Source organism: Mucilaginibacter conchicola (assembly GCF_003432115.1).
GTDB classification, from domain to species: Bacteria; Bacteroidota; Bacteroidia; order Sphingobacteriales; family Sphingobacteriaceae; genus Mucilaginibacter; species Mucilaginibacter conchicola.
In genome coordinates this window covers 1,937,274-1,951,861 of record NZ_QWDC01000001.1, presented here as the reverse complement: position 1 = coordinate 1,951,861, position 14,588 = coordinate 1,937,274, and the positions used below count along the sequence as shown (strand labels likewise).

At 39.4% G+C, this 14,588-nt stretch carries 15 protein-coding genes; 1 reads left to right on the top strand and 14 read right to left on the bottom strand.

Annotated elements, in window-relative coordinates; translation table 11 throughout:
* Positions 1 to 282: 282 nt before the first annotated feature.
* From D0C36_RS08820 to D0C36_RS08760, 13 genes are all read right to left on the bottom strand, one after another.
* A complete protein-coding gene (locus D0C36_RS08820; RefSeq protein WP_147321965.1) occupies positions 283 to 1,290 on the bottom strand; it encodes a glycosyltransferase family 2 protein in 1,008 nt (335 codons plus the stop codon).
* On the bottom strand, positions 1,272 to 2,198 hold the full coding sequence (locus D0C36_RS08815; RefSeq protein ID WP_117391151.1) for a glycosyl transferase: 927 nt from the start codon (positions 2,196 to 2,198) through the stop codon (positions 1,272 to 1,274). Before D0C36_RS08815 ends, D0C36_RS08820 begins: the two co-directional genes overlap by 19 nt.
* A 43-nt stretch (positions 2,199 to 2,241) precedes the next feature.
* Positions 2,242 to 3,285: a glycosyltransferase family 61 protein gene (locus D0C36_RS08810; protein WP_117391150.1), complete on the bottom strand. Its 1,044-nt coding sequence runs from the start codon at positions 3,283 to 3,285 to the stop codon at positions 2,242 to 2,244.
* 26 nt (positions 3,286 to 3,311) lie between these two features.
* Entirely contained in the window at positions 3,312 to 4,352 is a 1,041-nt protein-coding gene (locus tag D0C36_RS08805; protein ID WP_117391149.1) for a glycosyltransferase family 2 protein, read from the bottom strand.
* Positions 4,353 to 5,501 carry a glycosyltransferase gene (locus D0C36_RS08800; RefSeq protein ID WP_117391148.1) on the bottom strand — a complete coding sequence of 383 codons (1,149 nt, stop codon included), beginning with the start codon at positions 5,499 to 5,501 and terminating at the stop codon, positions 4,353 to 4,355.
* A 3-nt stretch (positions 5,502 to 5,504) separates the two neighbouring features.
* Positions 5,505 to 6,458, bottom strand: coding sequence for a hypothetical protein (locus D0C36_RS08795; protein ID WP_117391147.1), 954 nt, complete (start codon positions 6,456 to 6,458; stop codon positions 5,505 to 5,507).
* A gap of 9 nt (positions 6,459 to 6,467) precedes the next feature.
* A complete protein-coding gene (locus D0C36_RS08790; RefSeq protein WP_117391146.1) occupies positions 6,468 to 7,301 on the bottom strand; it encodes an alpha-1,2-fucosyltransferase in 834 nt (277 codons plus the stop codon).
* A gap of 22 nt (positions 7,302 to 7,323) precedes the next feature.
* A complete protein-coding gene (locus D0C36_RS08785) occupies positions 7,324 to 8,073 on the bottom strand; it encodes a class I SAM-dependent methyltransferase (protein ID WP_117391145.1) in 750 nt (249 codons plus the stop codon).
* 27 nt (positions 8,074 to 8,100) lie between these two features.
* Positions 8,101 to 9,654: a glycosyltransferase gene (locus D0C36_RS08780; RefSeq protein ID WP_117391144.1), complete on the bottom strand. Its 1,554-nt coding sequence runs from the start codon at positions 9,652 to 9,654 to the stop codon at positions 8,101 to 8,103.
* A complete protein-coding gene (locus tag D0C36_RS08775) occupies positions 9,639 to 10,496 on the bottom strand; it encodes an alpha-1,2-fucosyltransferase (protein WP_158557094.1) in 858 nt (285 codons plus the stop codon). The genes D0C36_RS08780 and D0C36_RS08775 overlap by 16 nt, the downstream gene beginning before the upstream one ends.
* The gene (locus D0C36_RS08770) at positions 10,493 to 11,137 is read right to left on the bottom strand and encodes a DUF268 domain-containing protein (RefSeq protein ID WP_117391412.1); all 645 of its coding nucleotides are present in this window, start codon (positions 11,135 to 11,137) and stop codon (positions 10,493 to 10,495) included. The genes D0C36_RS08775 and D0C36_RS08770 overlap by 4 nt, the downstream gene beginning before the upstream one ends.
* 112 nt (positions 11,138 to 11,249) lie before the next feature.
* Entirely contained in the window at positions 11,250 to 11,969 is a 720-nt protein-coding gene (locus tag D0C36_RS08765; protein ID WP_117391142.1) for an FkbM family methyltransferase, read from the bottom strand.
* A gap of 57 nt (positions 11,970 to 12,026) precedes the next feature.
* Positions 12,027 to 13,256: an ABC transporter ATP-binding protein gene (locus tag D0C36_RS08760; protein WP_117391141.1), complete on the bottom strand. Its 1,230-nt coding sequence runs from the start codon at positions 13,254 to 13,256 to the stop codon at positions 12,027 to 12,029.
* Between the two features lie 352 nt (positions 13,257 to 13,608).
* On the opposite strand from D0C36_RS08760, the gene D0C36_RS08755 reads away from it, so the two are divergent.
* The gene (locus D0C36_RS08755) at positions 13,609 to 14,046 is read left to right on the top strand and encodes a PepSY-like domain-containing protein (protein WP_117391140.1); all 438 of its coding nucleotides are present in this window, start codon (positions 13,609 to 13,611) and stop codon (positions 14,044 to 14,046) included.
* Positions 14,047 to 14,134: 88 nt separating this feature from the next.
* Here D0C36_RS08755 and D0C36_RS08750 read toward each other — a convergent pair whose 3' ends face one another.
* Positions 14,135 to 14,467, bottom strand: coding sequence for a transcriptional repressor (locus D0C36_RS08750; protein WP_117391139.1), 333 nt, complete (start codon positions 14,465 to 14,467; stop codon positions 14,135 to 14,137).
* Positions 14,468 to 14,588: the final 121 nt, after the last annotated feature.

Here is a 14,588-nt window from a genome sequence, read left to right as displayed (position 1 = left end):
ATGAGGTTTGCCAATAATGCACGCTATCTCTGTTGGATGTTTTTTTATATACCGATAGTCATTTATGCGATAGGGTGCGCCTATTTTGTCTAAGCCTTTTATCAAATTTATAGCAACCATTTGGGGGCCGCCCGGTCTTGATCTGCCTCTTATCAATCTCCTTATGTATCTACGCGGATATCTATCAAATTTAAACCAACGATCCGGGTCTGGTTCTTCGTAAAATAAATTAAGGGTGATCATTGCGACGATTAAAATTTAGTTAATCCCGGATATATATACTCAGCGTTTGAACTTGACGTTTTTTAAGCCCTTTAAAGCTAATTGTAAAGTGCGTGCTGTTTTCCAACCCGCAATACGGGCAACTAATGAAGCCAAAGGCCCACCAATTGATGGCTTGTAACCCGATGGAGAATGCGCAGGAAGCTCTTTCAAAGCCCGTGCGTAGATATCGGGATACCGGCGATATGAAGAAACCATTATATCCATTAACAACTTGTAGATAGCAAACCGGGCCTCTTTTGCCTGGCTGCGTTTTAAGAGGTTGCTTTTTTTTGATATAACGGATAGTAAAAGACTATTCATCCCTTTATGCGACTTAAATGCCGAGAGACTATTTTGGTTACGGTATTTCCTGTAATAATTATATCCCTCGGTTTTTTTTATGCCTTCTGATGCTAAAACCACCCGGCAAAAGTATTCTCCATCATCGTCCAGGCTAAGCTGCTCATCCCACCAGCCGGCTTTGTTTGCTATACCCCGCGGTATAAGCCAGGCATTGGGTTGAACCATCGAACCACTATCACTGTATCCGCCCCATAAGTTTATCAGAAAATGTTCGGGTGGTGCATCTATTAAAAAACGGTCTTCATAAGCAGAAGCACTGCTAAGCGCCGGGTCATCATCATCAAAGAAATGTACGGTACTGCAAACCGCTAACTTGTTGCTATCGCCTAATAGTGCCGTTACCTGTTTCTCAATTTTGTCGGCGCTTATAAGATCATCGGCGTCTAAAAATTGTATGTATTCACCCTGTGCGTTTCGCATCCCTTCGTTTCTTGCTGCGCTTGCGCCTTTATTCGGCCTGTCAAATACTTTTATCCAACTACAACTGTAAGATGTTGCAATTTTAAATGAATCATCGGTTGAGCCGTCATTAACTATAATGAGTTCTTTATTTGGCCACGTTTGCGCCATGGCAGATTCGATGCATTGAGCAAGGTGTTTTTCGGCATTATAAACAGGGATTATTATTGATACCAGCGGATAATTCATAACAGTTTCTGCCACGCTTTTTTAAAGTACCATTCCTTAGATTCTGCTACGTAATGATGAAGCACGGCATGCGGGGCCAATACTTCCTGTTTGTTTGGCAACACCCTGTAATCTTTTTCGGGCGCTACGATTATTGATTTGCCGGCAACAAGCATAGCGCTTAGCGCTTGTTCTAAAAGGTAGTTTGAACCTTGGCTTGCTTCCAGTTTTGCTATCCAGGTTTCCAGTTTATCCCAATCAATACCTTCACTGTTAAGGCCTACCATCCCTACGTTCAAATTTGCATGAATGGGCTCGCCTGCCAATGATGTCATCAAATCAGGGGTATAATAATAAGCGTATTGTGGATCCTGTAAAAAGAATGGAGCCGACGGATTCTTTAACCAATTTTCAAGTAAGGCAGGCTCTTTGAAAAATAGCATATCAGAATCGATCACCATTTTCCACCCGCTTTCGCCTGCATGTGCATCGGTAAGTTTTTTTATGTGGGGATAAGTTTCTCTTTTTTTCCTGAGGATAGGATAGCGGCTAACGGGCAAAAAATCATTCATCTTCTTCTCCAGATCTGCTGCCGTTTGAATACTAACACCGGGAAATTGTGAACGAATTTGCCGTATCAATTTATCGTCAAAGCTACCGTCATCTAACAAAACGGCGTTGATTTGAATACTGCGCGATACTTTCTGTAGCGAGTATAAACAAAACGAGGTTTGGTACCAATATTTTTTGCCCGTTAAAATGTAAATTGGAAAGGCCGGGCGGTTGGGATCTGCTACTTCTTTTAAATTAAGCGAAGCCGAAGCCATTTGCCTGCGTGCTAAACTTATGCTGATAGCGTTAAACACCCCCAACTTTTTAATACGGCGAAGTTCACCTATTGGCCTGTGATAAACGTGATATGCTATTTTCCCCAGAACAGACATTTAATGGTTTTGTACGCTAAGCATCTTTGTTAAAATAAACAGGTTATTTATCTGATAGATCGCTTATCATCTTTTCAATAGTTAACTGTAACTTATCTAACGGAATGGTAAGATTACAGCCATGCCCTTCAATTGCTATATCGCTGTCGGGTTCACCAAATAAATAATAATACTTTAAATGCAAAGCCGATGAGAGGTGCCAATAGCATTGATTTATATACTTATTATCCCGCCTAAACTCAAGCACGGCACTATCGTCGGACATAAAAATTGCATTGGCAAGCCCTGCTCCGTGTATAGAAACCAGCATGTTGGCTTGGCAGGTTAATTTAATTTGTTCGTGGATATTAAGGTCTTCGTAGTGTATAATCTCAAAATCGAAGCGTTTTAGTAAAGAAATAACCTCATCTTCATTAAGCACAAATCTTTGCGATGATTTACTCCGGCTAATGTATATCCTGCGTTTTTTGTCAACCGAACAATCGGGCGGTGGTACAAATCTTTTCTTTAAAGCGTAAGCAAGTCGGTCATGCGTTTTTCCGGTAATCACCGGGTGAGAAACAAAGTTAAGGTTAGCTACTTTTAAAACTTCGTTCGGCTTTATCCATTCTATCTGGTTTGGCTGCAAATTGAAGTAGGGTAATAGCAAAACGCCTATATTTTTTATGTAAGCCACATCGGGCAATAAGAGGGTATAATTATGCAGTTGATCGGCTATTACGCACAGGCGCGTTAAAAAATCATTTATCCAGTGATAATGATTGCCAGACCACTCATCAAAACATAGAAGATATGTTTTACCTGCTGTTAGTAAACGTTTTTTACCCAGCACAATTTTCCTTACATAATTAACAAACCCGCTGTTATCAAATTGCTTGGCAATTAATGATCTCTTTACAAGTGAGTAATTATTGTTGTATAGATGCCCCCTAAAAGTAACGTAACAATTTTTATAATTGGTTATAGTGATTTGGTTGGTTTGGTATGAAAACTCATCTCTGCAAAAATCCAGCTCCCCGTCTAAATAATTAGATGGTGTTGCTCTCTTAATCTCTTCTGAATTATAACAGAGGGTACTTTTAGTCACTTAAAAAAGGAATGTTATCCTGTAAACTATGATTTTATCAATTTCAAAACCGGCTTAAGCTTAGCGTCTAACTCTGCCTTCGATACCGTTCTTGTATGTTGATAGTTATTTCTATTTAGTTTTTTAAAGAGTTTGGAAGTAGTAACAGGGCCGATGATCTTAGATAAGAAAGTAAAATATTTGCCACCATTCAAATCGGATATTTTACTTTTTCCCAGTTTTCGCCAAATATCAATAAATGCTTCTTGTAACATGGCATCTATGTTATAAGGCAAGCCCCGATAGGTATTAAATGCGGCTATAGCAACGTAATTTTTAGCCTTTTCAACATAAACATCATGATTACCAGGTAAATGCTGCGCAAATTGGTGCATCAGCATCAACGCGCTTAAACCTTGCCACTCCCAATGGTTGGTTATACGTTCCTGGTTGTGGTGGATGTATAGTGTTAAGGGTTCATCTATCTTAATTATTTTAGCCGGATGGATAGATAGATTATAATAAAACCAAACCTCTGCAATAGGGTCATAATCGCGACTTAATGCGATGAAGCTTTTAGCAATGGCCGATGTTAAATATTCCCGCTTAAATATAGGGCTGTGCGGAGCCGGCTGTACTTTTATATAAAACAAGGGCGCTTCTTCAACACGCCGTATTTGCGATATGTGTTTTGTTGTTAGCTTACCCGTTTCGTTTGCGATAAAACATTCTGCAATATCAGTGTAACTAACGTCGGCATCAACAGCCCGCATTTGTTTAAGCTGAACGTCGAATTTATTAGCCGCCACCTGGTCGTCAGAGTCAAGGAACTGTATATATTCTCCTTTTGCCATCAGCAAGCCGTTGTATCTTGCAGTAGTTAAGCCCGCATTTTTTTGCCTGCTGATCACAAGCGGCAGATGAGCAAAATCAGTGATCTGCTCAGAAATTGGCCTGTCAGACCCATCGTCAACTAATATAACTTCTGCATTTAGTCCACCTATTGCTGCCTCTACACTTTTGAGGGTTTGCCTCAAGAGCGCTACACGGTTAAAACAGGGTATGATGATAGAAATATCTACAGGCATTTAATTATGCTGTTTAAGTATGCTTTGCAAAATATCATCAAGCTCCTGAAAAATACGTTCGGGTTTAAACTCGCCGGCATTAAGGTTTGCCATTTGCGTTATTATCGTTTGGCTGCTTATGTTATTTAATAACTTATGTAACGAATTTGACTCATAGCTATCTGAGTAAAGCCCCCACTGGTTAGTGATACACCATTCGCCTATTGCCGAAGAAGTAGGGGCAATGATCATGGTAGGCAAATTTAGCTGGCAATACTGTATAAATTTGCTTGGATAACAAGTAGCTATCCAGGGCATTTCTGCAATTGTTCCCGGATAAGGGATAAGCATGGCATCGCAATTATCTACTAAAAATTGAGATGCCTCTGCAGGAGTATCAAACAGATCTATACAGGTTAACGACTCCGGAAAAAGGTCACTTAAAAAATCGGTTTTTTTCCTGTCGCCGATGATCACCAATTTAAAATCGGCACCTTTTAAGTTTTGCAAAACCTGTTTAAAATAGGGTAGGGTTTCATCGTATATGGCTCCCGAATATCCAACTGTTATGGCCTTTGATGCGGTCTTTGGTTTCCCTGAAACTTTATGAGGATGGGGTACCGGGTAAAGTATTCTGAATTTTGAAGCGTACTGCGGCCAATTGTTTTCAAAAGCTTTAGAAACAGTAAGTACTATGGAACTGGCCTCAAGAACTTTTTGCGTATTTTGAATCAGCGTTTTCGCGTTTTTATGAAAATTTAGCTCTAAAATATCGTCGTGAAAAAAGCTGACCAAAGGCAAATTTGTGCGCCTATGAACAAAGGCAGAGAACGGGGCCAAAAACTGCCCGCTGATATGTGTTATTAAAATAGCATTATCTTTTTGGATGTGCTGTTTCAGATAATTGCGATAATAATAGTTGAAACGGTATAGCTGTGCCAAACCTTTGCCACGATAAGGAGGCAAATGCCACTGCCTGTTAGGCAATACGATAGATTCCCATTGCTCTACATTGCCTTTTGCAGCCTGATATGAATTGTTATCTGTTATCCATACAACACGGTACCCATCTTCAGATAATTTTTTGAGATGACGGTAAAAAACAACCGAACTGGCGTGGGTATTTACTGGCGCAGTTTCAGAAATAAAATAAACGGTAGTAACAGGCATTAACTAAAACCGGGCTCTTATCTTTTTAACCAGCCTTTGAAATAAAGATGGCGTTGGCGGCAGGATAGGGTATTTACCATCAAAGTATTTGATATTGCTGAACAGGCCCGGGGTAAATTGGTTAATGTTATCTACATAATCCTGGTAAAGCAATTTCAGGCCTGGTTTTTCGTGGAAAGTATAACGATAGTCTGTTGTGGTGCAAATGTGCGTTAAACTGGTATCTAAGCCACTAAAATGGTAAAAATACAGAGGTTGATTATTAACCCGGAATTGACCATCAGACAAAGTGACATCCCGTTCATGCAGGTTCCAATAAGCCATGTTGCAGCCTGGTTGCTCTATAACCTTAGCGTCGCCAAATAAACTTGGGGCAAGGTTAAACCATAGTTGATCTACAAAGAAACCATGTGCTAATGAGATAATACAATTCTCTTTCATACGCGCACTCCACCAGGCCAATAAAGTATTTGTTACATCTCCTCTTTTTAACCCCAGAAATCCTAAGTTATATATACCATGGTTCAGGAAAAGGTTCTCTCCCGGGAACTTATTATCAAACGGTATGGGGGTTAAAATATGTGGCGTAAGTAATACCGAGGCGTGGTCCCAATAAGCAGCTAAATCTTGCAGCGGTGAATAAACCTTTATGTCAGGGTCAAAAAAGAAAACATGATCAGCAGAGGTTTTCTCAAAAAAGTACGTAAATGCAAATGATTTAACAGCTGTGCTAAATTCAACAACGTGATAATTCTCTTTCATCCATTGCAGGTTGGGTATACCCAATTCTTCAACGGTTATAACGCCATCAAAATTTAAGAGAGAGTAATCTATTGTATCATTTAGCGAGTCGGCCAGTACAAGGTACACCGGTATAGAAGAGGTGTTACGTATGGAACTTGCTAAAACCTGTGCTTTTGGTATATAGTTATTGGCGCAAATGGTAAAAGCTATCATTACAGATAATTATATTTTTATCCAGCCTGATGGGATAATATCACTGGTATTAATTTGAGGATCAGAAAACCAACGATTTGGGGCGATAATGGTCTTGGTTGGATTTTTGTTTAACCAGGCCCCCCACCAGCTAAAGCTACTGTTAGCTATAATTTGATGTTGGCAAAGGCTTATCAGCTGCAAATCAACCAGTGCATTCTCACTCTTTTCGACGTATACACAATTACCCTGCAGGTGGATATTTTGCTTAACCCAATCTATATCGTCAGAAAATATAAAATAAACTATGTTATCCAACTTGCTGCTTATTAGGTCAACCGCTTTTTTATAATAGTCAGATTCACCAAGATCAACATAATTAGAAAGCTTTACATAATCTCCACGCCTGATGTGAACAGCCACGGATAAGTTTTTTTTTATCTGGTCAATGATTTCAAGTCGATCTTCAGGTACAGGTTCAGGGAAAGTAAGGTCATGCCTGATGGTATCACTAATAGCGGCAAAATACCGTTCACTTTGCCAATACCCTTCTAAATACACATTGCCCTTAGCCGCTAAAACAGACTGGTTGTACGATGTATTACGTTCTGTAATCAGCTTAATAAGTCCCAGTTTTCCGGCTAAGCGTTTAAGTTGGTAATTCCACCTGTTATTTTTAGGAGTTACGGTTGAAGCCAGTTGAAAAGAACCAAGCTCAAACGGGCGGAATGATGCGTTTTCGGGTACGCCGTAAAACGACAGATCAAATTTTAATTGTGCGTTATTTTTAAGCGCAAGATGCCTGCCCACTGCATATTGGAACAACTGGTTTCCCAATCCACCTTGTAGTTTAGTTATAATCACCTAAGCTAAGTCGTTTGGTTATTTACTTTTTTCTTGCCAGTACATGAAAGCCCATGTTAAGCAGTTCAGATGATCCTTTATCCTTTCCCGAAAAGCGTTGTAATGCTTTCAACAGAACTTTAGATGCCAGCTTTTCTTTAAGGCTTAAACTGTCTTTTGAATATGATGCAGCTACACCACTAATGCGGTTTATTTCTTGTGCCAAAAATTCAAAAAAATTGCCGTTAGCTTCCATTTCTAAAATATCAAAGCCTGCCTCTTCTAATTCTTCGCGGTAAAAGAAACTATTGAAGCCGCTGTAAAAATGATAAGGGGCAAAATGGGTGAGGCTGGCAAAGGGGGCTGTTAAAATCAGGTATCCTCCGGGTTTTAACAGCCGGGTAAACTCTTTAACGGCTTCGCGTGGGTGGCGGATATGTTCAAAAACCTCGGTACACATAATGGCGTCAAATGAATTATCGGCCTCGGGTACTGAGGCAATATCGCAGATGATGTCCAATTTACCATAATCCCATGACGGCCTTTGTAATCCAACGCCATCCCCACCGGCATTGTACTGGTCAAAGTCCTGGCTAACGTAGCTTAGGTGTTCACAAAATACTTTATAAGGTTGTTCGCCAGCGCCGGCATCAAGTATTCTGCCACCGGCCGGAATTTTCACCAAGGTGTTTTTTATCCAATTATTACGTGTTTCCTCGTTTTTTGTACCTACAGTTAGGGGTGTGCTTAAATTTAAAGCCTTTTTTAAAACTGATTTAAAAAATCCGTACATCGGTTGTTATTAAGGGGATCGTTAATTTCAATAAGTGTGCTCCTGCCCCGACTTAACTATCGTATTTGCCGGAACTGAACGGTGAATTATATTATTGGCACCAATAACGCAGTTATCGCCAATGGTTACATTTTGAAGGATAACGGTGTTGCTACCTACCCAAACATTGTTTCCTATTACTATTTTACCAGTTGTGTAGCCCTGACTGGTAAATGGAGTGTCCTTTACTTTATAACGGTGGTTGTGATCGTATAGCTTTACGCTTTCGCCAAACCAACAGTTATCGCCAATATTAATAGCAGAGAAGCAATGTAATGTACAATAGTTATTAAAAAGCACGTTGCTGCCAATATGAACCTTACCCAGTATATTAAAGTTACTGAATTTATTAAGTACAAAGCCGCTGCCTGTAACTAATTCTGAGTTGTTTGTAGTTAAATTTAAATAGGTAAAATCGCCTATTTGCATGCCATGGGTAATAATTTGCGCTTGTTTGTGCCCAAAATCAATTTTCGCTTTCGGGCTGATCGTGAGCGGCCCTTTAACTTTAAAGTTGGATTGATATAGCCATTTTTGATACTCGGCAGCTATCCTTAAATTATATTTTGCAATCTTCTTTTTTAATGGGAAAACAAAGGTTTTAAAAATCCCTGCTAACACCTGCTTTGATTTATTTTTAATCCCGCTACCCAACGTTTTTTGCTTGTAAACAGGTAGATATTTTATACTTAATTTTTGCAATTTACCAGCAAGTGCATCAGCCTGTTCTGCCATTTGGTTTGATCTTAAAAAACGCACTGTTTTTGTAATATCATGCGCCAGATCAGAACTTTGCTGAGGGCTTAATAAGTGATTATCGAAATTTTTTAAACGAACGTTTGCTGAGCTAAAACTTTGTTTCCCGTATTGGTTAGAAATGTTTCCGGGATGAACATAGTAGATAAACGTTCGTTCATCACTATTAAAAAAAACTGCCCCGGCTTTTGCCAATCGTAACCAATAATCATGATCTTCGCAGCCCTGTACATCCGGGCTTTCATCAAAAAGGCCAGCTTTATCTATCTGTTCCCGCTTAAAAACTACTGATAAAATAGGGATGTAGTTGTTAAACATCTCCAGTGCATACATGTCTTTGCCCTCAAAGCGCCCCGGCTTAAGGGAATAGTGATAGTATGCGTTTACCGGTTCTTGGTCAAACCTTGTATAGCCAGAAGTGGATATGACATCAATATCCGGGTTGCTTTGAATGATGTTATATTGATAAGTCAATTTTTGCGGCAGCCATTCATCATCCGCATCCAGAAACGCTATCCATGAGCCGTTAGCATCACGTATACCGGCATTGCGCGCAGCGCCCTGTTTTTTATTTGCCTGGTTAATTATACGAATGCGGCTGTCTTGTTCCTTGTACCTGTTAACAATATCCGGTGTACCATCTGTAGAACCATCGTTAATAATGATCAGTTCCCAGTGTGAAAACGTTTGTTTCAGTACAGATACGATGGCTCTTTCTATAAATTCTGCTGCATTAAAAGCGGGCATTATCACCGAAAAGAAACACGATGTTACAGTTTCAACCATGATTCCGGTAAAATATCAGAGGTGTCAATATCGGGGTTGTTGAACCAAGTTTTAGGAGCAATAACAGTTTTTTGTTGGTGGTTATTTAACCAAGCGCCCCACCAACTAAAGCTGCTGTTTGCAATAATGTGATGTTTGCACATACTCATCAATTGCATGTCTATATAGCTTTGTTTGCCACTGTTGTGATCTATAAAATGATGTGGGTATTTGATTTGAATGTTCTCTTTTACCCAAGGTATATCGTCCGAAAAAACAAAAAAGACCGCATCCGGGACAGTTTCGCAAATCTGCTCAATGGCGTTAAGATAATATGCTGCTGAACAAATGCTATGATATGTTGCAGCACCGTCGGCGCCTACATAGTCGGTACGCCTAACGTGGATAGATACCGCGTTGCAAGCTTTTATCTGCGCGGCAACTTTAGTATTGATATCATTTAGAGCGGGTAAAAATGTAAAATCCTCCCTAATGGTATCTGCTATATCGCGAAAGTATTTTTCGGTTTGCCAATAGCCTTCTAAATATATATTGCCTTTGATATTAAAAATTTCGGGAGCGAATTTGAATGACTGCTCATTAACATATTTAGTTCTTGAAAGCACGGGGCGTATACGCGAGATCAATTTTTTACCAAAGTATTTTTCCTTATGCAAAATGCCTGCATCAATAGAAAATATACCAAGCTCATAACTTCTCAATGTATAGCCTGTGGCATTTGTAATGTTGAGGAAAGAGCTATCAATTATTAACGTGTCATTGTTTTTTTTTGACAGATGCCGGGCTATTGCATATTGAAACATCTGGTTACCTAAACCACCAAGTAGTTTAACTATTATCATCTTGTGTTTTTCATAAACCAGAAACAGCCACATCCGTAAGACTGGTTATCGGCCAGCGATAGATCTACATTGCGTAAAAGGATGCCATCATCATCAACAAGAGAAAACTCTTTAAGTGTAAAGTCTTTAAAGTAGCTCGTAAAAGAGGCCGCCTGGTATATTCTATGCGCATTAAATACAACTTTTTGAATACCAACAGGTACCACAATCAATAAATTGCCCCCAGGTGCACATACGCGCGCTAATTCATTTATAGCTTTGATATCGCCGTTAGGGTCAACCGCATCTCCATACCGGCCTAAACCAACGTGTTCTATAGAGTGCATGCATGATAAACTTTCAATACTATTATCAGCAAATTGCAACGATGCCAGATCTGCCTTTCCGCAAACAATATTATCAAGCGAGAGTGTTATTGGGCGATAGTCATAGAACTCCGTCTCTACAAAAGCAGAAAGCATTGAGCAAAAGGTTAGCGTAGATGAAATATCGATATGTTTTTTTGGGGCGATAGCTTTAATAACGCGCATAGCCCAGGCAGGGTGATAAATGTAATGCCTGTCGAAACTTGTTGTTGTTGTACGGTCATCAAGACATGGAAACAGATCTTTTGAAACAGGAAGCCTGTTATTGGCATTCATGCTTTTGAATTTTTCAAAATCTTTATAAAACCATATCAATTTGCGCTTTCTGCGCAAATAATTTACGAAAGGCAATACAATTTGCTTTAAAGTTATTGGCACTCTTTGATATTTAACGGTTTGCCCAAACAGTGCTGTCTACCAGGATGGTATTGATGTAAGTATCGGCGTAAACAAAATAATTTTTAGCCGTAACATAATTTATCAGATCGTAATTCTTTTTTTCAGACCGGTCTTCTGCATAGTTTATGGTTTCTAAACAAATAACCTTGGGCTTAAGGAAATCGAAATCAATAGTTTTAACAATTTCAAGGTCGAGCCCCTCAACGTCTATAGTCAGAAAATCAACCTTGCCATCTTTGAAATGTTGCTTAAATACACTATCAAGATTTACCGTACGCACTTTTGATACGCTTTTTATAGTGTAACTGCCGAAACTCTCCACCCGTTCGGCCTCTGTTTTTGAGAAAGTGTTTAAGGCCCGGGCAGACATGATATAAAAATCCAGATCTTCTTCTAAGCCGTTAAAAGAAGCACCAACATTTAAATTCTTATCCCGGGGGCGCTTTTTGGTAAATTCAGTATAAAGAAAGGGGTCTGGTTCTATGTTTAACCCTGATGCCCCGCTTTTATAAAACAAGTAAGTATTATTTAAATAGGTAGGATGATGTGCGCCAATATCAATATAAGTAGGTTTATAAATACCTAACTGTGAAAATATATGTCTTACTATTACATCCTCGCCAGTTTGGCTGTAGGTTAAGTTTGATGACTGGTTAGGTTTAAACCATGCCGCCACTTTTTTTACAGCTTTTTTAATTAGATAGATCATTAAAGGTTTTTTTTGAAATTGTTAGCCTATTTACGGGCTAACCGAGAGAGGTTTGTTTTATTGCCAGGAACAGTTACCAAAAACGTTTCCGTAATCAAAAGGGCCGTATAACGCAAAGGTTGAATTATCGTCAATAATAGTAAAATTAAAATAGTCTTCAACCTCGCTTATCAGGCTCACAAGCGGCGAGTGTATAAAGCAGTTAAGCGAATAAGCACCTCTAACTAAAAAGTGAGAGTTGATGGTTAGCTCATAATCGCTCTTCCCTTCTAAAATGTCAACCTCGGTGCTAAATATCTTATTTTTTTGAGCGTTTAGTATGGTTACAAATATTCTATAATGCTTATCGAGATTAGGCGCAGTTAGCTTGAAAGCTATTTTTATGGGCTCGGTATGCAAAAACTCTGTCCTGGTAATATTATCCCGATCGTAAAACCTTATTTTGTTAAAATAAACATTAGGGTTAACGGTTTTCTCAAGTAAATTTTCTTCATCATCGCTACTATTATACTTCTGTACTGCCGTTATTACATCGTCATAGGCTGTTATTTCACCGTTTACCAGTATAATGCCTTTGTTGCAAAGTTTCATAACACTTGAAAGGTTATGGCTTACAAACAATATCGTCCGGCCTTCATTCCTGCTCACATCGTTCATTTTGCCGAGACATTTTTTCTGAAACTCGGCATCGCCTACAGCTAAGACCTCATCCACTATCAATATTTCCGATTCGAGATAAGCTGCAACGGCAAAGGCCAAACGTGTATACATCCCCGAAGAGTAACGTTTAACAGGGGTGTCTATATAGCGCCTAACACCAGAAAAATCAACTATTTCATCAAACTTCCTGGTGATCTCTGCTTTGCGCATTCCGAGTATAGCACCGTTAAGATAAATGTTTTCACGCCCGGTAAGCTCGGGATGAAAACCCGTGCCTACTTCCAGTAAACTTGCTATGCGGCCTTTTACTTTTATAGAGCCTGTAGTAGGAGAGGTAACCCGGCTTAAAATTTTAAGGAGAGTGCTTTTTCCGGCCCCGTTCCTGCCGATAATACCAACAGCATCGCCCTGCTCAACTTCAAAGCTAATGTCTTTCAGGCTCCAGACTATATCGCTTTTTCCTTTTGTCGACCTGTCATTCGTCTCCCCGATTTTTAACAGGGGATCTTCCTTGCCAAGTATACGGGCGAGGTATCTCTGCAGATCTCGTGAAATAGTACCTGAACTAAATTCGCCAAGTTGATAGGCTTTTGACAGGTTTTGAATTTGGATCGCTTTAGAGCTCAACGGTTAATTTTTTTCAAAGCTTCGCCTCGTCAGTCCCATTTTACTGAATAATAGGGGCCTGAGGGGTAAATAAATGACACTAAAATTGTACTGACGAAGATACAAGTTTCTTGTTTTCTTGTGCCACATTACTGTTTTTAGTTATCCGCTGCAATTTTGCCAATAAAATAAGCCGGTTTGAGTAAAAAGGTGAGTGTTTATTGTTGTTTTTACGATTGTATTTTCACGTTTGTATTTTGCCTTTGTAGTACAAGTTAGTTGCTCTGTAAAGTTTTATTTTTTTCCTACGTTTCTACAGGTTTCATCCAACCTTTCTTCAGATTTGTAGCCCAGCTTAGTAAAAAAACTAAGTATGAAAAATTTAAAGATCACCGCAGCTACTCTTGTAGCAATTGCCATCGGTTCGGTAGGTATGGCGCAGTCAATCCCATCAACTCAGGTACCTCAGGTTGTTAAAGCTACGTTTGAGAAAACGTTCCCGGCGGTTAAGAGAGTAAAGTGGGAAAAAGAAAAGGGCGATTTTGAGGCTGGTTTTAAACAAGGTGCAACAGAAATGTCGGCCGTATTTAAAGCTGATGGCAGTTTGGCCGAAACAGAAGCAGAGATAAAACCAACCGACCTGCCCGGTAATGTAATGGTTTACATAAAAGACCATTATAAAGGCGCCAAGATAAAAGAGGCGGCAAAGATAACCAAAGCTAATGGCGAAGTTAATTACGAAGCTGAGGTGAACGGAAAAGATATATTGTTTGATAGCAGCGGTAATTTTATCAAAGTTGCTGCAGACTGATCTCTGTTTTTAAGAAACTAAGAGTAAGTATGTTTTATAAACTAAGCTGCCGGAAAAATTCGGCAGCTTTTTGCTTATGTGGGCTGCCTTAGGTAATTATTGTTCCAATAGCTCTAAAAAGGTCGGGTTTATGGTGATGCTTTTGGCGGTGCACCATCCCGATATCTGCCAGCCATTGTAAATATTTATAGAAAGTGCCGATAGATATATTTGGAAGTTGTTTTGAAATGAAGAGGATCCTGAAATCTTCGGCCGAAATATAATCGTTGATCTCCTCAAGCTCTTTGTATATAAGTACGATCTTATCAGACATAACACCCAGTTTGCTGCTTGCCTTTGAAACGCCGTTATGTTCAAGTGATGCTGCGATGTAAATTTTTAAACTTCTTTCCCTGTCGGTTTTTGAAAAGGCGTACCTCATTTGTTTGGTCTTTCTTTTTGGGGATTATCACAATCGGCTAATGTCTCCTTCAATTCTGAAGAAATTCTGGAGAAAAAAGCAGATCAGTTCTCAATTTGAAAGTCCCAGATAATTAATATCG